This window comes from Streptosporangiales bacterium, assembly GCA_009379825.1.
In the GTDB taxonomy this organism is placed as follows: domain Bacteria; phylum Actinomycetota; class Actinomycetes; order Streptosporangiales; family WHST01; genus WHST01.
The window spans coordinates 1-21,577 of sequence record WHTA01000055.1 but is presented as its reverse complement, the minus strand read 5'-3'; the positions used below and the strand labels follow the sequence as shown (position 1 = coordinate 21,577).

Here is a 21,577-nt window from a genome sequence, read left to right as displayed (position 1 = left end):
CTCGCCGTCGAGTCACTGTTGCACTTGTCTACCCGGGCGTCAGCCCATGTGTGGGTAACGGTAGTCCGTCGGCGGGACGAAGTTCTCCTTGATCGACCGCATGCTGGTCCAGCGGGCGAGGTTCTGTGCGGAGCCGGCCTTGTCGTTGGTGCCGCTGGCGCGGCTGCCGCCGAACGGCTGTTGTCCGACGATCGAACCGGTGGGCTTGTCGTTGATGTAGAAGTTGCCGGCGGCGAACCTGAACGTGTCGCTGAGTGCGGCGATGGCGCGTCGGTCGGTCGCGGCGACGCCGCCGGTGAGTGCGTACGGTGCGATGTCGGCGGCCTGGGCGGCGACATCGGCCCACCTGGAGTCCTCGTAGACGTGCACGCCGATGATCGGGCCGAAGTACTCGGTGGTGAACAGCTCGTGTCCGGGGTCGCTGCACTCGACCACGGTCGGCTGCACGAAGTAGCCACGGCTGTCGTCGGCGGTGCCGCCGGTGAGCACCTCGGTGGAACCGCTGGACGTGATCCGGCCGAGCGCCTCGTCCAGCCGCGCGAACGAGCGGTCGTCGATGACCGCGCCCATGAACGTGGACAGGTCGCTGGCGACGTCACCCATGGTGAGGGTGTTGACCTCGTCGACCAGGTCGTCGCGTAGCCGGTTCCACAGCGACCGTGGCACGTACGCCCGCGACAGTGCGGAGCACTTCTGCCCCTGGTACTCGAACGCGCCGCGGCTCATCATCACCCGCAGTGACTCCGGGTCGGCGGACGGGTGCGCGAACAGGAAATCCTTCCCGCCGGTCTCGCCGACGATGCGCGGGTACTGCCGGTACCCGGCGATGTTCTCCCCGATGGTGCGCCACAGCAGCTGGAACGTACGTACCGAGCCGGTGAAGTGCAGCCCGCCGAGGCCGGGGTCATGCAGTGCCGCATCATCGAGCGCCGTGCCGTCACCGGTCACCAGGTTGATCACGCCCGGTGGCATGCCGGCGGCCTCGAGCACGCGCATCGTGTAGTGCGCGGCCAACTGCTGGGTCACCGACGGCTTCCACACCACCGTGTTGCCCATCAGCGCCGGGGCGGTGGGGAGATTACCGGCGATCGCGGTGAAGTTGAACGGCGTGATCGCGGTCACGAACCCGTCCAACGGCCGGTACTCGGCCCGGTTCCACACCCCGCGCACCGACAGCGGCTGCTCCCGCAGCAACTGCGACGCGAAGTACACGTTGAACCGCCAGAAGTCGATCAGCTCGCACGCGGCGTCGATCTCCGCCTGCTGCACGGACTTCGACTGGCCGAGGATCGTCGCCGCGTTCACCGTCGCACGCCACGGCCCGGCGAGCAGGTCGGCCGCACGCAGTAACACCGCAGCCCGGTCGTCGAACGACATCGCCTGCCACTCCGGCGCCGCCGTCTTCGCCGCCTCCACCGCGGCCCGCACGTCGTCCTCCGTCGCGTTACCTGTCACCCCGAGCACGTGGTGCCGGTTGTGCGGCTGCACGACGTCGATGCTGTCGCCGCCGCCCATCCGCTGCTTGCCGTTGATGGTCATGGTCAGCTCGTGCCGTTCGCCGGCCAGCTCCTTGACCCGCTCCTCCAGGCCCTGACGTTCCGCACTGCCTGGCGCGTGACCCAGCTGCGGCTCGTTGACTGGCTGCGGCACTTCCGTGACAGCGTCCATCGCGACGACCTCCCTCTCCTACGGCGAGGCTAACGCCGCCGGCCCGGTCCCGACTAGCGGGACGCGAGCGCCACCGCCTCGCCGAGACTCGACACGACGGGCAGGTCGGTGGCGGCGAGGCTGGCGGCGTCGTGGAAACCGCCGCTGTAGAGCGCGCACCGGGCGCCGACGTGCCACGCGGCGTGCGCGTCGTCGACGCTGTCGCCGACCACGAGGACCTCGGTCGGCTCGAGCTGCTGTTCCTGCAGGTGCCGCACCAGGAACTCCGCCTTGTGATCGCCGTGTGCGTCGCGTAACCCGTCGACCCGGCTGAAGTACCCGGCGATGCCGTGCTTGTCCACCAGGGCCACCAGCTGGTCGTGGTGGTACATCGACAGCAGCGACTGGCTGCCGCCGAGGTCACACCACTCGTCCAGGGCCCGCTCCGCGCCCGGGCTGAGCACGCATTCGCGGGCGCGCACGTGGTAGATGTCGTGGAACGCGTCGTCCAGCCACACCCACTCCTCGTCGCTGAGCTCCCGCCCGACCAGCTTGGCGTAGAACGTCCTGATCGGCCGGCAGTACGCCGCGCGGTACTCCTCGACGGTGACGGGTGTGAAGCCGACCTGCACCAACGTCTCGTTCATCGTGCGTACGACGATGTCCACGTCGTGCAGCAGCGTGCCGTTCCAGTCCCAGACGATGTGTTTCACCACGCGTCGACTCTAGCTTCGGCCGTCCCGCAGCCGGTCGCCGAGCACGGCGAGCAGCCGCAGCCAGACGGCACAGAGCAGCGCCAGCCCGGACCCGAGCTCCACCACCTCCTCCAGGCTCTGCTCCCACCGCTCGGCCGCCACCGACCAGCGCGCCGGATCGACCGAGTCCGACGCCACCGCGACGAGGGCGAGCCCGACCCCGACCGCGAACGCCACCCTGGCGAGCCGGTCGCCGGCCAGGGCACGCCAGACGAACGGCAGCACCCCCAGCCCGACGAGAGCCACGCCGAGGAGCAGGAAGTCGCCGGGGCCGACCCAGGGCAGGAACGGCACCCGCACGTCGCGCGGCGCGAGGAAACCGTCCCTGATCCGCTCGTGCACCGCGAACCGCTCGTCGAACGCCAACCCGCACAGCCCCACGGCGAGGAGCAGCCAGATGCGCGGTGCAGGCGCGCCTATGGCCGCCAGCAGCAGCGCCCCGGCGGCGGCGAGGACCAGCACTACGCTCTGCAGCCAGGTCATGGGCGTCTGCTCAGGCGCGATCCACGCCCACCACGACGGCCACCGCGCCGCCGCGAGCAGCCCGGGGGCGAGCAGCCACAGAACCACCGCGCCCGCGACCAGCTGCCCGCGGCGTCGGCTCACCCGACGACTCCCGTCAGCTCCTCGCAGCTGCCCTCACCGTCGGTCACCACGTCGAGCGGCGAGCCACGGAGCATGGCCAGGATGTGCCCGGTCCACTGGCGGGCACCGCGGCTGAGCACCTCGTCGCGCCACCACGCACTGTGCCCGGTCTGCAGGATGCGGCCCTCGTCGAGCAGGTCACCGTCGGTACGCGAGTCCACGACCACCTCGTCGACGGCGTAGCCGCGGAGCCGGCCCGCCCGCACGGCGGCCAGCGCCGCAGGCAGGTCGACCAGCTGCGGCCGGCCGATGTTCGCCAGCAGGCTATGCGGCCGCATCAGGTAGAGCTCCCGCGCGCCGAGGATCGGCGGCGGCGTCCGGTGCGCGCTCGCGCACACCGCCACGACGTCGCTGGCCGGCAGCAGCTCAGCCAGCTCCAGCATGGTGACACCGGACGTGGCGCGCTCCACCCGGGTCACCGGGTCGACGTCGCAGCCGACGACGTGCATGCCGATGCCGCGCGCCAACTCCGCCAGCCGCGAGCCGATCCGGCCGACGCCGACCACCCCGAGCGTGCGCCCGGCGAGCTCGATGCCACGCAGCGACGCCGTCGGCGGCACGACGCCCCTGCTGCGGTCATGCGCCAGGTGCAGCCGGGTGGCCAGCGCGAACACCTGCGCGAGGCAGTGTTCGGCGACCGCCTCGGTCGCGTATTCGGGCAGCACCGACAGCCGCACGCACCGGTCGCGCAGCAACGACACATCCAGGTGGTCGTAACCGGTGGCGTAGAGCACCACACCGGCCAGCCGCGGTGCGGCGTCGAGCAGGTCGGCGTCGAGCCGCGGCAGGCAGACGTTCGTGGCGGCGAGCACGTCGACGTCCGCGAGTAGCTCGGCCGCCTCGGCCGGCGAGGGTGCGGCCGAGGCGGCGACTACCCGTACGTCCGCCAGCGATCTCAGCTCGGGCATCGCGTGCCGCGACAGGCTGGCGGCGCCTTGCCGGGAGAGGACGAGAAGTCGGGGCCGCATGCGCTCTCCTGGTGCCGATTGCTGCGAAATGATGCCTCATCCAACGCGCAGGACCACGCCCAACACCAGGTATATGACAGCTTTCTCATCGAACAGAGATGTTTTCTCATCTTCGGCGTACCCGGCGGACTCAGGCCGTCAGCCGGTCCAGCACGCGGTAGATGCGGTTCTCCGATATCGGGTACGCGGTGCCGAGCACCTGCGCGAAGTGGCTGATCCGCAGCTCTTCGAGCATCCAGCGCACCTCGGTCAGCGCCTCGTCGTGCGAACCGTCCGCGGGTGCCCGGTCGCGCGCCTCCTGGTACGCCTCGGTCACGATCGCTACGGCCTGCTGCCGGTCCGCGTCGCGTGCGGGGTTGTCCGGCAGCCGCTCGATCCGCCGCTGGATGCCGCGCAGGTACCGCAGTACGTCGGGCAGCCGCGACCGGCCGGTTCCGGCCACGAAGCCGGGATGGACCAGCCCGGCGTACTGGGCGCGCATGTCGTCGCGTGCCGCAGCGACCGCCGAACCGGTCATGCCGGCGAGCGCCGCCTGCGCCTGGTGTGCGGTCGCGAGGATGCGCTCGACCTGCCGCACGACGTCGCCGAGAGCGTCGGCGTAGCCCGCCCGCACGACGTCGCGCAGCCGCGCATACCCCGCCTCGTCCCAGACAGGTGCACCGCCGTCGCGCATGAGCGCGTCCACCGCGCAGTCGGCGCAGTCGGCGAGCAGCGCACTGATCCCGCCGTGCGGGTTGTTGCTCAGCGCCAGCTTCGCCGGGGTGCTCAGCTGCTTGTCCACGACCTTGATGGGGGCGGGCAGCTCGAGCAGCAGCAGTCGCCGGATGCCGCGCCACATCTCCCGCCGCTGCTCGGCCTCGCTCTCCAGCAGCCGCACGGCGACGCTGTCGCCCTCGTCCACCAGCGCGGGGTACGCCTTCACCTGGTAGCCGCCGTGGTCGCGTTGCTCGGTGCGCGGCAGCGTGCCGACGTCCCAGGTACGGACCCCGTTGCGCTCCAGACCGGCCGCGACGGCGGACAGGGTCTGCTGCAGCCGCGGCCTGACCTCCTCCTTGACGGCGGCGAGGTCCTTGCCCGTGGCGAGCACCGCGCCGTCCGCATCCACGACCTGGAAGGTCATCCGCAGGTGGCCGGGCAGCTGGTCCGGACGCCAGGCGTCCGGCGGCACCCACACGCCTGTGGTTCGCTCCAGCTCACGGCCGAGCGCGTCGAGCAGCGGGCCGCCGCCGGGGTCGAGCCGCGCCAGCGCCGCCTGCGCGTGGTCGGGTGCGGGCACGAAGTGCCGCCGCAGCGACTTCGGCAACGTCTTGATGAGTGCGGTGACCAGCTCCTCGCGCAGCCCGGGCACGTGCCACGCGAACTCGTCCGCGGACACCTGGTTGAGCGTGGCGAGCGGCAGCCGCACGGTCACCCCGTCGACCGCGGTGCCGGGGTCGAACTCGTAGCTCAGCGGCAGCTCGGCGTCGGCGTGTGCCCAGGTTTCCGGGTAGGCGTCGTCGCTGACCCGGTCGGCGGCGTCGCTGACCAGGTCGGTCTTGTCGAACGTCAGCAGGTGCGGCTGGGTGCGCCTGGTCTTCTTCCACCAGCTGTCGAAGTGCCGGCCGGAGACGGCCTCCGCGCCGACTCCCTGGTCGTAGAACTCGAACAGCGTCTCGTCGTCGACGACGATGCCGCGCCGCCGCGCCCGCCGCTCCAGGTCCTCGACCTCGTCGAGCAGCGCGCGGTTCTCGTGGAAGAACTCGTGATGGGTGTCCCAGTCGCCCTCGACGAGCGCGTGCCGGATGAACAGCTCGCGGCACAGCTCGGGGTCGTGCTGCGCGTAGTTCACCTTGCGCCCCGCGACGACCGGCAGGCCGTAGAGCGTGACCCGCTCGTACGCCACCACCGCCGCGCGCTTCTTCTCCCAGTGCGGTTCGCTGTACTCCCGCTTCACCAGGTGCCCGGCGAGCGACTCGACCCACTCCGGCTCGATCCGCGCCACCGTACGGGCCCACAGCCTGGACGTCTCCACCAGCTCGGCCGCCATCACCCACTGCGGGCTCTTCTTGAACAGCCCGGAGCCGGGGAAGATAGCGAACCTCGTGCCGCGCGCGCCCGCGTAGTCGCGCTTGTCCGGGTCGCGCATACCGACGTGCGAGAGCAGGCCGGCGAGCAGCGCCTGGTGGATCGTCTCGCCCGAGGCGGGTCTGCCGCGCGCGTGGATGCCGAGGCCCTTCGCGATCTGCCGCAGCTGGCCCTCGACGTCCTGCCACTCGCGCACGCGCAGGTAGTTGAGGTACTCGTTGCGGCACATCCGCCTGAACTGGTTCGACGACAGCTCCCGCTGCTTGTCCTTGAGGTACTGCCACAGCGTCAGCAGCCCGGCGAAGTCGGAGCCCTCGTCGGCGAACCTGCGGTGCTTCTCGTCCGCAGCCTGCTCGCTGCCCGACGGCCGCTCCCGCGGGTCCTGGATCGCCAGCGCGGCCGCGACGACGAGCACCTCGCGCACGCAGCCGTAGTGGTCGGCCGCCACCACCATCCGGGCCAGCCGCGGGTCGACCGGCAGCTGCGCGAGCTTGCGGCCCACGGCCGTCAACCGCTTGCCGGGTTCTGTGACCTTCGGGTCGAGCGCGCCGAGCTCCTCGAGCAGCTGCATCCCGGCGGTGACGCTGCGCCTGTCCGGCGGGTCGAGGAACGGGAAGTCGGTGATCTCCCCCAAGCCGGCCGCATGCATCTGCAGGATGACCGACGCGAGGCTCGTACGCAGGATCTCCGGGTCGGTGAACTCCGGCCGGCCGACGAAGTCCTCCTCCGCGTACAGCCGGATGCAGATGCCGTCGGCGACCCGGCCGCACCGGCCCTTTCGTTGGTTCGCGGACGCCTGCGAGATGGGCTCGATCGGCAGCCGCTGCACCTTCGTGCGCTGGCTGTAGCGGGAGATCCTGGCGCTGCCGGGGTCGATGACGTACTCGATGCCCGGCACGGTGAGCGAGGTCTCCGCGACGTTCGTCGCCAGCACGATACGGCGCCCGGTGTGCCGCTGGAACACCTTGTGCTGCTCCGCCGCCGCCAGCCGCGCGTACAGCGGCAGCACCTCGATCGGCAGCCGGTGCCGTTCCAGGTGCTTACGCAGCTCGTCGGCCGTGTCGCGGATCTCGCGTTCACCGGAGAGGAAGGCGAGGATGTCGCCGCGTGACGTCTCCGTGTAGAGCTCGTCCACGGCGTCGCAGATCCCCTGCGTGCGGTCGGCGTCGGCGTCCTCCAGTGGCCGGTACCGCACCTCGACCGGGTACGTACGCCCGGACACCTCGACCACAGGCGCGTCGTCGAAGTGCCTGGCGAACCGCTGCGGGTCGATGGTCGCCGAGGTGATGATGACCTTCAGGTCGGGCCGGCGCGGCAGCAGCTGCTTCAGATAACCGAGGATGAAGTCGATGTTCAGGCTGCGCTCGTGCGCCTCGTCCACGATGATCGTGTCGTACTGGCGCAGCATCCGGTCGTTCTGCAGCTCGGCGAGGAGGATGCCGTCGGTCATCAGCTTAACCAGCGTGTCGTCGCTGGCCGAGTCGGTGAACCGCACCTTCCAGCCGACGGCGCCGCCGACCTCGACGCCCAGCTCCTCGGCGATGCGCTCGGCGACCGTTCGGGCGGCCAGCCGCCGCGGCTGGGTGTGGCCGATGGCGCCGCGTACGCCACGGCCGAGCTCCAGGCAGATCTTCGGCAGCTGGGTGGTCTTGCCCGACCCGGTCTCGCCGGCGACTACGACCACCTGGTGGTCGCGGATGGCGGCGAGCAGCTCGTCCTTGCGCTGGCTGACCGGTAGCTCGTCCGGGTATGTGATCTCGGGTACCACGGCACGCCGCCGCTCCACCCGCTGTTGCGCGGCGTCGAGGTCGGCGGAGAGCTGTTCGGCCAACGCCTGCCGCGCCGCCTCGTCACGGGTCTTCTGCAGCTTGTCGACGCGCCGCCGCAACCGGCGCTCGTCGCGCAGCATCACCCCGGACAGGCGTCGCCGCAGGCCAGCAGGCGACGAGTTCACGGACGTACTTCCATGCCACCGCCAAGGATACGAGACCGCTTTCCCCGGGTGCGATGAGTTTCCGTGGGCGGCGCGGTCATTACTCGAAGCACGATGTCACCACGGCTCGGAGGTCGACCATGACGCACGAAGCAGTCCACGTGAGCACCACCATCCCGGCGCCGGTGGAGACCGTCTTCGCGGTCCTAGCCGACCCCTCGACGCACGCCGCGATCGACGGCACGGGCTGGGTCAGAGACGCGCTCGACGGTGAGCAGCTGACCGCCACCGGGCAGGTCTTCCGGATCGCCATGTACCACAAGAACCACCCGGACGGGGACTACGAGATAGCCAACAAGGTCGTCGTGTTCGAGGCGCCGCACGCCATCGCCTGGGAACCCGGCCAGGAGGACCAGGCCGGCGACGGCAACCTCTCGTTCGGCGGCTGGGTCTGGCGGTACGACCTGAGCGCCGCCGGCCCCGCCGAGACGGAGGTGACGCTCACCTACGACTGGTCGGCGGTACCCGCGTTCATACGGGAGTACCTCCAGTTCCCTCCGTTCCCGATGAGCCACCTGGAGAACTCGCTGCGCCACCTCGCCGAGCTGGCCACCGTCCGGGTTTGAGGAGGCACCGTTGCGCACGCTCGCAGTGACGCAGAACGTCACCGTCGACGGCTCGATCGAGATGCTCGGGGACTGGTTCGACCCCCAGGGCCAGGGCGACGTGGACAACTCGGACCTGCTCGACGAGCTACACCACCAGCAGCAGGCGACGGACGGTTTCCTCGTCGGCCGCCAGACGTTCGAGGACCTGCGCGGCTACTGGCCGCAGCAGTCCGCGGACAGCACCGGTGTCACCGCATACCTCGACCAGGTGCAGAAGCACGTCGTCTCCTCGACGATGACCGACCCGCAGTGGCGGAACTCCACGGTGCTTGCCGGCAACCCGGTCGAGGAGGTGCGGGTGCTGAAGGCGACACCGGGCCGCGACATCGTGACCACCGGCAGCATCACGTTGTGCCACGCCCTTATCGCCGCCGGGTTGGTCGACGAGTACCGGTTGTTCGTCTACCCCGTCGTGCAGGGTGGCGGCCGGCGGTTGTTCCCCGACGGGTTCGAGGTGCCGCAGCTGCGGTTGCTCGACGCGCAGGCGTTCCGCTGCGGCATCACGTACACGCGGTACGCACCGGCGTAGCGTCGCGCTACTCGCCGACCAGGTCGGGCAGCTCCTGCACCGCGTACCAGGCGAGCTCGTGCGCTTCGGCACCATCGACGGCGAACGCGGCGTCGTCGTCGCCGGTGTCGGCGGCGGGCAGCGCGGTGACGGCCGCGGCGATGTCCGACACCGCGAGGTCGTCGTCGACGTGGGCCGACACCACGTCCACCATCGCCACCGGGCCGGCGAGGCGTACGGCCGCGGCGTCCTTGCCCAGCTCACCGACCGGGGCCACCGCGCCGTCCGCGACGTCGACGGCGATCACCACGCGCTTGCGCGGCGCGTGCGGCTCCTCGCCGAGCAGCCGCAGCGAGCGGCGGGCGGCGGCGGTCATCGCGGCGTACTCCAGCTCCTCCAGGTCACCTTCGGTGTACCACTCCCGCAGCGCCGGGGTCACCGCGTACGCCTGTTGTTGCGCGACCGAACCTGACCTCACGTACTCCAGGAGCGAAGGCAAGGTGGCGGGCACGTAGACGCGCATCACAGGTCACCTACCAACTCGTCGGCCTCCAACCGCTCGGTCATGGTGCGCAGCGCGGTCTCCAGCACCTCGGTACGGCGGGCCGGGTCCATCAGGTTCGGGCCGATCATCTCCAGGTCCGCGGGGCCAGGGGTGAGCACCGTGACGATGGTGCCGGCCTGCCGCAGCCGGGCGACCTCGGCGGTCAGCCCCCGCGTGATGAACCTCCGCATCCCGCGCTCGAACGCCGCGCGCACCGACCGCGGCTTGTCGAGCTCGTACGACGCCATCGGCGCGAGCACGTAGACGCGGTCGAGCCCAAGGTCCGCAAGCGCGTCGGCCGAGGTCGTCGACCGAACGCCGCCGTCGACGTACCTTCGCCCGTCGATGCGCACCGGGTGGTACCAGCCGGGCACCGCGCACGACGCCTTCACCGCGTCGCGCAGCAACGCCGGCGGCGCGTCGTCGTCCCCGAACACCGTGCGCAGGCCGCTCTCGTAGTCGACGGCCACCACCCGGCAGCTCGGGTGCGGCGACCACTCGCCCGGGTTCACCGAGTCGATCAGCCGGCCGACCGGTTCCAGGTCGCCCCGGCCTTCTGGGACCACCGAGTACAGCGCGACCTGGGGATGCACCTGGCCAGGGTGCCGCCAGCTGTTCAGCAGCAGCTCCGGCGAGCCGATGCCGGGCTTCGGCCACGGCGGCCGCTTGCCGCCGGAGTCCACGTCCGGGTCGAAGTCGATCTGCGGCGCGCCCTCCACCACCAGGCCGAGCTGGTGGTGCAGCAGCACGTTGGTATCCACGCCGGCGCCGAGCGCCGCGGCCATGATCGAACCGGCGGACGTGCCGAGCAGGTGGTCCGCCGTACGTGGGTCGAACCCGGTGACCTCCTCGAGCGCCCGCAGCACCCCCGTCAACCACGCGGCGCCGAGCACGCCGCCCGCGCCGAGCACCAACCCGGTACCGCCGGTCACTCGACCGCCCCCACCAGCTCGGCGAGCGAGTCGACCACGCAGTCGGCGAGCAGGTCGACGTCGGGCAGCAGGTCGCGGTCGGCGTTGAGGCCGTAGTAGACCTGGCCGTTGTACGAGGTGAGCCCGACGCTGACCGCCTGCCCCTTCGCCAGCGGCACCACGGGGAACGTCTGCAGCATGGCGGCGTCGCCCGCGTAAAGCGGCGTCTGCGGTCCTGGCACGTTGGTGACGACCAGGTTGAACAGCCGCTTCGACAGGCCGCTCGCCGTACGCGCGGCGAGCGAGTGCAGCGTGGTGGGCGCGAACCCGGACAGCGCGATGAGCGTGTTCGCGCCGACGCCCTGGCCGGACTCCTTGTGCGCGCGCATCGCGTACGTCACCTGGTGCAGCCGCATCACCGGGTTGCTCTCCCCCACCGGCAGGTCGACCAGGTACGTGGAGACGGTGTTGCCGAGTGGCCCGGCGCGCTCCGGCTCCTCCCGCACGCTCACCGGCACGAGCGCACGGACGGTGGTGTGCGGCACCACCGGTTCGCCGCGCATCAGCAGCCACTCGCGCAGCGCGCCCGCGACGACGGCGAGCACGGCGTCGTTGACCGTGTTCTCCTGCCGCATTTCCTTGGACCCGCGGATCCGCCGGTAGTCCTCCAGGTCGGTCGCGGCCGTCGCGTACCTGCGGTGGCTGCTGATCACGCCGTTCAGCGGCGTCTCGGTCGCCGGCCGTACGGCGGTCGTCGCGACGGCGAGCACGCCGCTCGCAGCGCCCCACAGCCGTTCCGCCACCGACCTGGCGTCACCGACCGCGCCGCGCGCCGAGTCCACCAGCATCGACGGCCGGCGCACGGCGCCGGCGGCCGCGTCGGTGAGCAGGTCGACCCAGGACGGCTCAGGCTCGGGCTGCCACGGCTGCGGGTCCGGCCCGTACTCACCGGGCTCCTGGGCCAGGATGACCTGGCCGATCTCCACCGTCGAGACGCCGTCGACCATCGCCTGGTGGGTCTTGCTCAGGATCGCGAACCTGTTGTCCGCGAGCCCCTCCACGAGGTACATCTCCCACAGCGGCCGGTCGCGGTCGAGCGGCCGGCTCATCACCCGGGCGACGAGCTCGCGCAGCTGCATGTCGTTGCCCGGCTTCGGCAGCACCGACTGGCGTACGTGGTAGTTGATATCGAAGTGCGGGTCGTCCACCCACACCGGGTTGGCCAGCCGGCCGGGCACCGTACGCACGCGCTGCCGGTAGCGCGGCACCTTCGCCAGCCGCCGCTCGATCAGGCTGGTCAGGTGCACCAGGTCGAACCGGTCGTCGCCGTCGAACAGGGCGAGCGTGCCGACGTGCATCGGCGTGGTCGTCTCCTCCATGTACAGGAACGACACGTCGAGTGAGCTAAGCCGGTCGGGCACGTCACCTCCCTCGGTGCAGGTTACGCCGCTGCTACTCGGCGCCGTCGGTCTGCGTGACCTTACGCAACCCGCGCGGGGTGTCCGGGTCGATGCCCGTGGTCACGGCGACCGCCTCGGTGAGTAGCTGACCCGGCACCACCAGGCCGATCGGCGCGAGGAACTCCGGCAGCTGCGGGCCGGCGACGCTCGCGTCGCACGCGGCGGCCAGGCCGGCGTCACCGCCGAGCAGCAGCGTGGCCGAGTCGAGCTCCCTGGCCCGCCTCGCCAGGGTGACCAGGCCGGGCAGCACTGGCCCGTCCGCCGGTGCGACGAGCAGCACCGGGGTGTCCCCGTCGAGCACGGCGATCGGCCCGTGCAGCAGGTCCGCGTACGACAGGCCCTCCGCGGTGCGGTAGCTGGTCTCCTTGAACTTCAGCGCGACCTCGAGCGCGGTGGAGTACGCGTAGCCGCGGCCGGAGACCACGAGGCCGTCGACCGCGGCGAGCCGCGCGACCATCTCGGCGAAGTCGCCGCGCGGCTGCAGCATGGCCTCGACCGCGTCCGGCACCTCGTGCAGGGCGGCGCGGAAACCCTGGTCGTCACCGCACAGCGCCAGGCCGAGCACCGCGAGCGCCGCGAGCTGGGTGGTGTAGGTCTTCGTCGCCGGCACCGCCTGCTCCACGCCCGCCTGGGTGCACAGCGTCACCTCCGCCGCCTCGGCCAGCGGCGACTCGGCGTCGTTGGTCACCGCGACCGTACGGGCACCGCAGTCGGCCGCCCACGCCATCGTCTGCACGATCTCCTCGGTGCGTCCGGACTGCGACAGCGCGACGGCCAGCACCCCGGAGAGGTCGAGCCGGCTGCGGTACGTCGTCGCCACCGACGGCGAGCTCAGCGTCGCCAGCCGGCCGGCCGCCACCTCGCACAGGTAGCTGCCGTAGACCGCAGCGTTGTCCGAGGAACCACGCGCGACGAACAGCACCTGCCTGGTCTGCTCGCCGAGCCGGCACAACGCCGGCAGCTCGGGCAGCACCGCGTCGAGCGTGCGGCGCAGCGCCTCCGGCTGCTGCTCGATCTCCCGCTTCATCAACGTCTTGGCGCCCGGTCGTGCGCTCATCGAGGCCACGCGACCGCCTCCTCGCTTACTCCGGCGGGTGCCGCGGCGGCGTCCGTGCATGCTGTGGTGGTGTCGCGGCCCCCGCCTCCGGTGCGCTCGTCGGCTCCTTCGCTCATCGTCTGCTCCCTCCGGCCGCCGCGACGGCGGGTCGGTCGCCCGTCGCAGCCGCCAACCTACTGGCCAGCCCGCGCAGGGCGGCGCGCGCGGGTGAGCGCGGCGCGACCTCCGCCAGCGTGCGGCCGCGAGCCATCGCCTTGTCGTACGCCGCCCGGTCGTCGGGCACGACCGCCGCAGGGGTGACGCCGGCGTACCGCTGCAACGCCGCGGCGACCTGCTTCTCCGGCTTGGCGCCGACCGGGCCGGGCCGCACCTTCGTCGCGACCACCTGCACGCGTGCGGCGGGCACCAGCTCGGTCAGCTCCGCGTAGCCGCGGACGAACCGCTGCACCCCGAGCGCGTCGGCGGCGCAGACCGCCAGCACGTCGTCGGCCGCCGCCAGCGCGGACAGCGTGGCCGCGTTGCGGCGCGGCGCCACGGTGTCGTAGCTCAGCTCCTCGTCCTCCTCCAGGCAGAAGCCGCAGTCGACGACCGTCACCGGCATGGTCGTACGGGCCAGCTCCCAGATCCGGTCCAGCGCCGCGGCGCCGAGCTCGGGCCAGCGGTCCGGCCGGGTGAGGCCGGTGAGCACGTTCAGCCCCTTGCCGACCTGGCGCGCGCAACTGCGCAGGCTCGCGACGTCGAGCGAGCCGGCGTTCGCGTGCCGTACGGCGGCGGCCAGCCCGGGCGCCTCGTCGAGCAGACCGAGCGCCTGCGCGACCGACCCGCCGTAGGTGTCCGCGTCGACGAGCAACGTGTCGACGCGCTGGTCGGCCAGCTCCGCGGCCACCCCGGTCGCCACCGAGCTGCGTCCCGGCGCTCCCGTCGGCCCCCACACGGCGATCACCCGGCCGTCGACCGGCTCCGCGCTCGCCGCGGGTTCGTCGTCGGTCGAACGCTCCGCCCGGTTGAGCCAGCCGGCGCTGCCGTCGTGGCCGGTGGACATCGCCTGCCGCACCGCCGCGTGCACGGCGGCGGCGTCGGCGTCCACGGTGGTGACCACCGTGAGGCCGAGCTGCCGCAGCTGCCGTTCGGCCGCCTCGTCCCCTGCGGCCACCACGCCGACAACGGCCACGCCCACCCCGGCCAGCCGGCCGAGCACGTCGCGGTCCAGGCGGCGCAGCCCGGCGGACACCAGTGCCGCCCGCGCCAGGCCCGCCTGCGCGGTGGCGGCGAGGTCGGCGACGTCCACGCAGCGGCGCACCACCTGCAGCGAACCGTCACCGCGGCCGAGCGTGGCCACCAGCTCTGACTCCGCGCGGGCGTCCGCGATCGCCGTGACGACGGGGATGCTCACGGGTTGTCTCCCGCCTTGCCGCCGAGCGGCAGCAGCACCAGGTCGACCTCGCCCTGATGCACCGCGGTGAGCAACCCGCTCACCTCGTCCGGTGGCACGGACAGCACGACACCCACGTCGGACGCCGCCGAACCCAGCCGGTTGCGCGCGTCGCCCGGGTTCACGACGACGGCACCGGAGACCGCCAGGTCGGACGGTTGCGGTTCCTCGGCCGCCTCGCTCTCCGGGGTGACGTAGACGTCTACCCGTCGGCCCGCCGCCAACCCTGCGGGCAGGCGGCCCCGGTTCACCGGCACCGTGACCTGCCGCCGCGACGCCGCCTTGCTCGGCTTGCGCACGGCGGCCGACGGCATCAGCTCACCGGCACCGACCGCCCTCGTCAGCACGTAGCCGACCGGGGTGGTGGAGGCGGCGAGGTACTTGTCGGTGACGTCGAGCAGCCGCACCTGGCGCTTGACCAGGTCGTCCGCCGCCAGCACGCTGCCCTCGTCCATCGAGCGCGCGGCCGCCCAGACCGCCGTCGTGCGGTCCGCCGTGGCGAACAGCCGCGCGCCGACCGCCACCGACGCGAGGACGAGCAGCAGGCCGATGAGCAACCGGGCGTCGCGCCAGCGCGGCCCGCGCACCCGGCTCGCCGCCGGCACCGGCGCACCGGGTGCGCCCGACGGTGACTCGCTCGTGCGCAACGTCTCGACGCCCATGCCCCCGCCTTTCCTCGCGATCCTCTCGGCGCGCCCCTGACTACCACACTTTCCGCCGGACGAGCAGTGGGCGCTCCACAACCGGTCACCACGCCTAGTGCGAGTTATCCCCAGATGTGCCCTGGCGTACCGTCTCGGCGGCACGGCGTGTGTCAGACTTCGGCTATGCCACCGCGGTTTCTCCGGTTATCCGACGTCGCCGACGAGCTGAACATTTCGGCGTCGCAGGCGTACGCGCTGGTACGTAACGGAGAGCTCCCCGCCATCAAGGTCGGCGGCCGCGGTCAGTGGCGGGTCGAGGCGAAGGCGCTGGAGGACTACATCCAGCAGAAGTACAACGAGACCCAGAAGTTCATCCGCGCGCACCCGTTCACGGGTGACGAGGAACAGCCCGACTAGACCCGGTCGAGCACCACGACGGGGATGTCCCTGTCGGTCTTCGCCTGGTAGTCGTCGTACCGCGGCCAGTGCCCGGCCATGGTCGGCCACAGCCGCGCCTTCTCCGCCGCGTCCGCCGTACGGGCCCGCGGGCGGCGGCGCAACGCGACCGAGAGCCGGTACCGCCGGCCGTTCGCCGCACGCGGCCTCGGAGCGGATGTGCTGTGCGCGGCGGTTGCCGCGCGCAGTGTGGGGAGCATGCGGAAGGCGTGCGACGTGCCGCGAGACGGGACCGGAAGCGGGTGCCGCCGGCCGGCCGTGCGCCCGGCGCGGCGCGCGGGCTCAGCACGGCCAGCATGCGGGTGGCCAAGAGGGTGCGCGGGCGGAGCGGCACCTGGACCGCAAAGCCGCCGGCACGCCCGCTTGTTGCGGTCGAGGACGGCGACCCCGCCCGCCGCACAGCCTTGGCGTAGCTGGGGACGGGAGCGCAGCAGCCGGAGCGGTTGGGGACGGGAGCGCAGCAGCCGGAGCGGCAGCTGGCCCGCGGCCGAGCGCCGGAGCGGGCACCGTGCGAGAACCTCGGCCAGCTCTGCGGCGAGCGCGGGAGCGCGCACCATGCCCGTGCGCGGGTCCGCGTGGTTTGCGGGCCGCCTTTGGGGCGGCTGGGCGCGCCTGGCTACTTACGAGCCCGCCACTGGGCGCGTGGGAGCACAGCAGCGGGAGCGGCCGCTGGCCCCGCGGCCGGACTCACGGCACAGGCCCAGTGCCTGGATCGGCGTGCGGAACCACAACCGCGTGGAACGACCGGCGCACGGGACGAACAGCGCGCAGCATCACACGGTGCGCCAGACGCGGCACTACGGCACCTCACTGCGAAACGACAACCGCGCGGGACGAACAACGCGCAACGTCACTCGGTGTGCCGGGTGCGCGGGTACTGCCGCACCTGGCTGACGCTCCGCACGCGCCTCCGCCGGGGTACGTACGTCACCGGCCGGCACCCGGGTAGCTAGCTGCGGTTCTTCGGGTCGCCGTGGCAGCGCTTGAACTTGCGGCCGGAGCCGCACGGGCAGGGTGCGTTGCGGGAGGTGCCGGCGTACGGGTCGTCGGCGTTGTCGGACGTGGTGGCTACGGCTTCGCCGCTGCTGTCGCCGTCCAGGGTGGGCTTGGTGTACGACAGCGCCTCCGGGCGCTTCACCTTGCCGAGGCCCTTGCCGCGCATCCTCGGGCGCTCGTCGTCCTCGTCCTCCGCGGCGTCCTCGGCGTCGACGCCCGCGCCAGCGTCCAGGACGTCCGCCGCGGCCACCGGCTGCCCGCTCGCGTCGACGAACTCGATCTCGGTGTTGAAGATCCGACCGACGGTCTCCTCCTTGATCGCGTTCATCATCTGCTCGAAGAGGTCGAACCCCTCGCGCTGGAACTCGATCAACGGGTCGCGCTGCGCCATCGCGCGCATGCCGATGCCCTCTTTGAGGTAGTCCATCTCGTAGAGGTGTTCCCGCCATTTGGTGTCGAACACCTCGAGCAGAACCGCGCGCTCCAGGTTGCGCATGTTCTTCTCGCCGAGCTCCTCCTCGCGCGTCTCGTACGCCTCGTGCACGTCCTCCTTGACGCGCTCGCCGATCAGCTCAGGCGCGAGGCCCTCGCGGCCGTCGGCCTCGTCCTCGAGGTCCTCGATGGTGATGGAGATCGGGTAGAGCGTCTTGAGCGCCTTCCACAGCTTCTCCAGGTCCCAGTCCTCGGGCAGGTTGGACTCGGTCTCGCCGGCGATGTAGCCGTCGATGACGTCGTCGATCATGCCGTCGATCTGGTCGGAGAGGTCGGCGCCCTCGAGCACCTTCCGGCGCTCCTCGTAGACGACCTCGCGCTGCCGGTTCATCACGTCGTCGTACTTGAGGACGTTCTTGCGGATCTCGGAGTTCTGCTGCTCGACCTTGCCCTGCGCGGACTCGATCGACTTGGTCACCATCTTCGACTCGATCGGCACGTCGTCGGGGATGTTGAACCTGGTCATCACGGTGTCGACGGCGGCGGCGTTGAAGCGCCGCATCAGCTCGTCCTCCAGCGACAGGTAGAAGCGCGACTCGCCGGGGTCACCCTGCCGGCCGGAGCGGCCGCGCAGCTGGTTGTCGATCCGGCGCGACTCGTGCCGCTCGGAGCCGAGGACGTACAGGCCGCCGAGCTCGACGACCTCCTCCTGCTCCTCCTTGAGCTTCCCCTTCCACTTCTCCAGCGTCTCCGGGTACGCCTCCTCGTACTCCTCCGGCGTCTCCAGCGGGGACAGGCCCTGCTTGTGCAGCTCCAGGTCGGCCTCGAACTCCGGGCTGCCGCCGAGCATGATGTCGGTACCGCGACCGGCCATGTTCGTCGCGACGGTCACCGCGCCCTTGCGACCGGCCTTCGCGACGATCGCCGCTTCCTTCTCGTGGTACTTCGCGTTCAGCACCTCGTGCGCGATGCCGCGCCGCTTCAGCAGCCGGGCGAGGTACTCGGACTTCTCTACGCTCGTGGTGCCGACCAGGACCGGCTGCCCGGCCTCGTAGCGCTCCTCGATGTCGTCGGCGATCGCGTCGAACTTCGCTTCCTCGATCTTGTAGACGACGTCGCGCTGGTCCTCGCGGATCATCGGCTTGTTCGTCGGGATCGGTACCACGCCGAGCTTGTACGTCTTCAGGAACTCGTTCGCCTCGGTCATGGCCGTACCGGTCATGCCGGACAGCTTGTCGTACATCCGGAAGTAGTTCTGCAGCGTGATCGTGGCCAGCGTCTGGTTCTCCTGCTGGATGTCGACGCCTTCCTTGGCCTCGATCGCCTGGTGCAGGCCCTCGTTGTAGCGCCTGCCGTACAGGATGCGGCCGGTGAACTCGTCGACGATACGTACCTCGCCGTCGGCGATCACGTACTCCTTGTCCTTGCGGTACAGCTCCTTCGCGCGGATCGCGTTGTTGAGGAAGCTGACCAGCATGGAGTTACCGGCGTCGTAGAGGTTGTCGATGCCGAGGTAGTCCTCGACCTTCTCCACGCCGGACTCGAGGACGCCGACGCTCTGCTTCTTCTCGTCCACCTCGTAGTCCTGGTCGCGGCGCAGCCGGGGCGCGATCTTCGCGAACTCGCCGTACCACTTGGTGGTCGAGCTGGCCGCGCCGCTGATGATCAACGGGGTGCGCGCCTCGTCGATGAGGATGGAGTCGACCTCGTCCACGATGGCGAAGCTGTGGCCGCGCTGCACCAGCTCGTCGAGCGAGCCGGCCATGTTGTCGCGCAGGTAGTCGAAGCCGAACTCGCTGTTCGTGCCGTACGTGATGTCGGCCTGGTACGCCTGCTTCCGCCGCGCGGGGTTCATCTCGGGCAGCACCACGTCGACCTCGAGGCCGAGGAACTGGTGCACCCGGCCCATCCACTCGGCGTCGCGCTTGGCCAGGTAGTCGTTGACCGTGACGATGTGCACGCCGTTGCCGGTGATCGCGTTCAGGTACGCCGGCAGGGTGGAGACCAGGGTCTTGCCCTCACCGGTCTTCATCTCAGCGACGTTGCCCAGGTGCAGCGCGCCACCGCCCATCAGCTGGACGCGATAGTGCCGCTGCTCCAGGGTGCGGCTGGCGGCCTCGCGCACGACGGCGAACGCCTCCCTGATCAGGGCGCCGTCGAGGTCGATGTCCTCGCCGTCGGCGTACCGCTCCTTGAACTTGTCGGTCTCCTCGCGCAGCTCGGCGTCCGACATCTCCTCGTAGTCGGACTCGATCGAGAGCACGTCGTCGGCGAGCTTGCGTAGCCGCTTAACCTGCCTGCCCTCGCCGACGCGAAGGATCTTGTCGATCAGTACCGGCACTGGTGCATGCTCCTCAGCTGGCGCGCGGAAGTGACCGGGGAGCTGGGACGGCCAGGAGTACCCACGTCGTCGTTCCCCTCGTCCGACCATGGTAAAGGTCGCTATGTTCCATCAGACCACGCCGCGGCGGACGGTGGATACCGCGGTCGGGTTCCGATGTTGCGCAGGCCACACTCCCAGGGGTACCGAGCGCGCGCGGGAGCGACACGGCATACTGACCTCGGTGACGGTTTCGACCGTTCTCCTGGCGAGCCAACAACCGAGCATCGGGTGGAGCTGAGATGGCTGAAGGCGGGCACAATCGCGGCCGCGCGGTGTCGTGGCTGGCCGTCGTCATCATCATCGGCGGGTTCACGCTCGGCGGCCTGGCCCTCATCCTGGGCACCTGGTGGCTGTTCTGGGTGTCGTTCGGCATCGTCGCGGTGGGCGGCATCCTGGCGGTGGCGATCGACATCTTCGCCGACGTCCAGCTCGACCCGCTGCACCAGGCGGACGCGGACCCGCACGTGAGCCCGATCAAGCACGAGGTCACCAGGTCCGCGGACACCAGTGCCGAGCTCACGCCGAAGATCCCGGGGGACGCCCCCGAGGTCGACGCCTCCCAGCCGATCGAGGACGCCGGGGAGCCGGCGGGCCGCGACAGCGGCGCCACCACCGCGTAGCTGGAGCACTGTCGGCGGCGGATCGTACGCTCGGCGGCGTGACCTCCGCCCCAGCCGCCCGCCCCACGACCAGTCTCGACATCGCGGACGCCCGCCGGCTGGCCATCCGCGCCCAGGGTCTGTACGGCCCGCGACAGCCCGGTGGCACGGCGGCCGTGCTGGCCAGGCTCGGCGCCGTCCAGCTGGACACCATCTCGGTGCTCGCCCGCTCGCACGAGCTGGTGCCGTACGCCCGGCTCGGCGCCGTCGGCCGGCGCCGGGTGGAGCGCGCGTACTGGTCCAGGCCGCCGCGCACCTTCGAGTACTGGTCGCACGCCGCGTGCATCCTGCCGCTGACCGAGTGGCCGTACTACGCGTTCCGCCGCCGCGCCAGGAAGCGCCGCGGACACCGCTGGCACCACGTGCCGAAGAAGACGCTCACCGAGGTGCGGGCCCGGCTGCGCGCCGAAGGGCCGCTGACCACCACCGACCTCGGCGGCGCCAAGAACGGCGGGCCGTGGTGGGACTGGTCGGACGTGAAGATCGCCATCGAGTGGCTGCTCGACATCGGTGAGGCGGTCTGCGTGGAGCGCCGCGGCTGGCGGCGGGTGTACGACCTCGCCGAGCACACCGTGCCCGGCGAGCTGTACCGCGACGAACCGGACGACGTGTGCCTGACCAGGCTGGTCGCGCAGGCCGGGCAGGCGATGGGGGTCGCCACCCGAGGCGACCTGGCCGACTACGTGCGGATCAGGAACGACCAGGTCGACCAGGTGATCGAGGGCACCGGCCTGGTGCCCGTCGAGGTCGAGGGCTGGCGCGGGCCGAGCTGGGCGGACCCGGCGGCGCTCGCCGAGCCGGTCACCGGCCGGTGCCGCACCACGCTGCTGTCCCCGTTCGACTCGCTGATCTGGCACCGCGACCGCACCGAGCGGCTGTTCGGTTTCACGCACCGGCTGGAGGCGTACGTACCGCAGCCGAAGCGCGTCCACGGGTACTTCGCGATGCCGCTGCTCAGCGGCGGACAGCTGGTGGGCAGGGTCGACCCGGCCAGGGACGGCAGCGCCCTAATGGCGCAGCAGGTCTCGCTCGAGCGCGCGGCGGCGGTCCGTCCGGCGGCAACCGCGCTGCGCGAGGCGGCCCGCTGGGTGGGCTGCGACGATGTCCAGGTGCGTCGGGTGCTGCCGGAGCGGCTGGCGGACCCGCTGCGGGAGGCGCTGGCATGAGGTTCACCGTGCTCGGCGGCGCGGGCGCGTGGCCGTCCGCGGACCAGCCGTGCAGCGGCTACCTACTCGAGCACGACGGCTACCACCTGCTGATCGACCCCGGCTACGCGCAATACCGTTCAGTTAGCGTTGGACGGTGTAGTTTGGTGATATGCCTCGTGCTGGGTGGAAGAAGCCGTCCTCGGATCGTCGGTTGTCGGACCTGGTCTCGGTCGGGGTGCTCACGCGGGTGTTCCCGCCGGGGCTGGT

17 protein-coding genes and 1 pseudogene are annotated in these 21,577 nt (G+C 71.3%); 5 read left to right on the top strand and 13 right to left on the bottom strand.

What is annotated here, in order from left to right; genetic code table 11:
• Positions 1 to 39 precede the first annotated feature (39 nt).
• The 5 genes from pruA to hrpA all read right to left on the bottom strand — a co-directional run bounded on the left by pruA (position 40) and on the right by hrpA (position 7,988).
• Complete coding sequence (pruA, locus tag GEV07_22040; protein ID MQA05287.1) at positions 40 to 1,668, bottom strand: L-glutamate gamma-semialdehyde dehydrogenase; 1,629 nt, start codon at positions 1,666 to 1,668, stop codon at positions 40 to 42.
• Between the two features lie 53 nt (positions 1,669 to 1,721).
• A complete protein-coding gene (locus GEV07_22035) occupies positions 1,722 to 2,363 on the bottom strand; it encodes an HAD hydrolase-like protein (protein MQA05286.1) in 642 nt (213 codons plus the stop codon).
• A 9-nt stretch (positions 2,364 to 2,372) separates the two neighbouring features.
• A complete protein-coding gene (locus tag GEV07_22030) occupies positions 2,373 to 3,008 on the bottom strand; it encodes a hypothetical protein (protein MQA05285.1) in 636 nt (211 codons plus the stop codon).
• Positions 3,005 to 4,015, bottom strand: coding sequence for a hypothetical protein (locus tag GEV07_22025; GenBank protein ID MQA05284.1), 1,011 nt, complete (start codon positions 4,013 to 4,015; stop codon positions 3,005 to 3,007). The genes GEV07_22030 and GEV07_22025 overlap by 4 nt, the downstream gene beginning before the upstream one ends.
• A gap of 130 nt (positions 4,016 to 4,145) precedes the next feature.
• Entirely contained in the window at positions 4,146 to 7,988 is a 3,843-nt protein-coding gene (gene hrpA, locus GEV07_22020; GenBank protein ID MQA05283.1) for an ATP-dependent RNA helicase HrpA, read from the bottom strand.
• A gap of 164 nt (positions 7,989 to 8,152) precedes the next feature.
• Between hrpA and GEV07_22015 the strand changes: the two genes are divergently transcribed.
• On the top strand, positions 8,153 to 8,638 hold the full coding sequence (locus GEV07_22015; protein ID MQA05282.1) for a polyketide cyclase: 486 nt from the start codon (positions 8,153 to 8,155) through the stop codon (positions 8,636 to 8,638).
• Positions 8,639 to 8,648: 10 nt separating this feature from the next.
• On the top strand, positions 8,649 to 9,209 hold the full coding sequence (locus GEV07_22010) for a dihydrofolate reductase (GenBank protein MQA05281.1): 561 nt from the start codon (positions 8,649 to 8,651) through the stop codon (positions 9,207 to 9,209).
• Between the two features lie 7 nt (positions 9,210 to 9,216).
• On the opposite strand, the gene GEV07_22005 is transcribed toward GEV07_22010, so the two are convergent.
• From GEV07_22005 to GEV07_21980, 6 genes are all read right to left on the bottom strand, one after another.
• Positions 9,217 to 9,711 carry a hypothetical protein gene (locus GEV07_22005; protein MQA05280.1) on the bottom strand — a complete coding sequence of 165 codons (495 nt, stop codon included), beginning with the start codon at positions 9,709 to 9,711 and terminating at the stop codon, positions 9,217 to 9,219.
• Positions 9,711 to 11,216 carry a hypothetical protein gene (locus GEV07_22000; protein ID MQA05279.1) on the bottom strand — a complete coding sequence of 502 codons (1,506 nt, stop codon included), beginning with the start codon at positions 11,214 to 11,216 and terminating at the stop codon, positions 9,711 to 9,713. The genes GEV07_22005 and GEV07_22000 overlap by 1 nt, the downstream gene beginning before the upstream one ends.
• Positions 10,661 to 12,064 carry a wax ester/triacylglycerol synthase family O-acyltransferase gene (locus GEV07_21995; protein MQA05278.1) on the bottom strand — a complete coding sequence of 468 codons (1,404 nt, stop codon included), beginning with the start codon at positions 12,062 to 12,064 and terminating at the stop codon, positions 10,661 to 10,663. The genes GEV07_22000 and GEV07_21995 overlap by 556 nt, the downstream gene beginning before the upstream one ends.
• A 31-nt stretch (positions 12,065 to 12,095) precedes the next feature.
• The gene (locus GEV07_21990) at positions 12,096 to 13,130 is read right to left on the bottom strand and encodes an SIS domain-containing protein (protein ID MQA05277.1); all 1,035 of its coding nucleotides are present in this window, start codon (positions 13,128 to 13,130) and stop codon (positions 12,096 to 12,098) included.
• A gap of 142 nt (positions 13,131 to 13,272) precedes the next feature.
• On the bottom strand, positions 13,273 to 14,553 hold the full coding sequence (locus tag GEV07_21985; protein MQA05276.1) for a chromosome partitioning protein: 1,281 nt from the start codon (positions 14,551 to 14,553) through the stop codon (positions 13,273 to 13,275).
• A complete protein-coding gene (locus GEV07_21980; protein ID MQA05275.1) occupies positions 14,550 to 15,254 on the bottom strand; it encodes a flagellar biosynthesis protein FlgA in 705 nt (234 codons plus the stop codon). The genes GEV07_21985 and GEV07_21980 overlap by 4 nt, the downstream gene beginning before the upstream one ends.
• A gap of 165 nt (positions 15,255 to 15,419) precedes the next feature.
• Here GEV07_21980 and GEV07_21975 point away from each other — a divergent pair, with 165 nt between their 5' ends.
• Positions 15,420 to 15,653 carry a helix-turn-helix domain-containing protein gene (locus GEV07_21975; GenBank protein ID MQA05274.1) on the top strand — a complete coding sequence of 78 codons (234 nt, stop codon included), beginning with the start codon at positions 15,420 to 15,422 and terminating at the stop codon, positions 15,651 to 15,653.
• On the opposite strand, the gene GEV07_21970 is transcribed toward GEV07_21975, so the two are convergent.
• Entirely contained in the window at positions 15,650 to 15,892 is a 243-nt protein-coding gene (locus tag GEV07_21970; protein MQA05273.1) for a DUF385 domain-containing protein, read from the bottom strand. The genes GEV07_21975 and GEV07_21970 overlap by 4 nt on opposite strands.
• 749 nt (positions 15,893 to 16,641) lie before the next feature.
• Positions 16,642 to 19,461, bottom strand: coding sequence for a preprotein translocase subunit SecA (gene secA, locus GEV07_21965; GenBank protein MQA05272.1), 2,820 nt, complete (start codon positions 19,459 to 19,461; stop codon positions 16,642 to 16,644).
• A 281-nt stretch (positions 19,462 to 19,742) separates the two neighbouring features.
• Between secA and GEV07_21960 the strand changes: the two are divergent.
• Both GEV07_21960 and GEV07_21955 read left to right on the top strand, forming a co-directional pair.
• Positions 19,743 to 19,937 (top strand): annotated as a pseudogene (locus GEV07_21960) (hypothetical protein).
• Positions 19,938 to 20,161: 224 nt separating this feature from the next.
• Positions 20,162 to 21,328, top strand: coding sequence for a winged helix-turn-helix domain-containing protein (locus GEV07_21955; protein MQA05271.1), 1,167 nt, complete (start codon positions 20,162 to 20,164; stop codon positions 21,326 to 21,328).
• Positions 21,329 to 21,577 lie beyond the last annotated feature (249 nt).

What these genes read in the sequence shown, in the direction of transcription:
- pruA (MQA05287.1), bottom strand. Translation starts at nt 1,668, where the DNA reads ATGGACGCTGTCACGGAAGTGCCGCAGCCAGTCAACGAGCCGCAGCTG.
- GEV07_22025 (MQA05284.1), bottom strand. Translation starts at nt 4,015, where the DNA reads ATGCGGCCCCGACTTCTCGTCCTCTCCCGGCAAGGCGCCGCCAGCCTG.
- hrpA (MQA05283.1), bottom strand. Translation starts at nt 7,988, where the DNA reads ATGCTGCGCGACGAGCGCCGGTTGCGGCGGCGCGTCGACAAGCTGCAG.
- GEV07_22015 (MQA05282.1), top strand. Translation starts at nt 8,153, where the DNA reads ATGACGCACGAAGCAGTCCACGTGAGCACCACCATCCCGGCGCCGGTG.
- GEV07_22005 (MQA05280.1), bottom strand. Translation starts at nt 9,711, where the DNA reads ATGCGCGTCTACGTGCCCGCCACCTTGCCTTCGCTCCTGGAGTACGTG.
- GEV07_21990 (MQA05277.1), bottom strand. Translation starts at nt 13,130, where the DNA reads ATGAAGCGGGAGATCGAGCAGCAGCCGGAGGCGCTGCGCCGCACGCTC.
- GEV07_21980 (MQA05275.1), bottom strand. Translation starts at nt 15,254, where the DNA reads ATGGGCGTCGAGACGTTGCGCACGAGCGAGTCACCGTCGGGCGCACCC.
- GEV07_21975 (MQA05274.1), top strand. Translation starts at nt 15,420, where the DNA reads ATGCCACCGCGGTTTCTCCGGTTATCCGACGTCGCCGACGAGCTGAAC.
- GEV07_21970 (MQA05273.1), bottom strand. Translation starts at nt 15,892, where the DNA reads ATGCTCCCCACACTGCGCGCGGCAACCGCCGCGCACAGCACATCCGCT.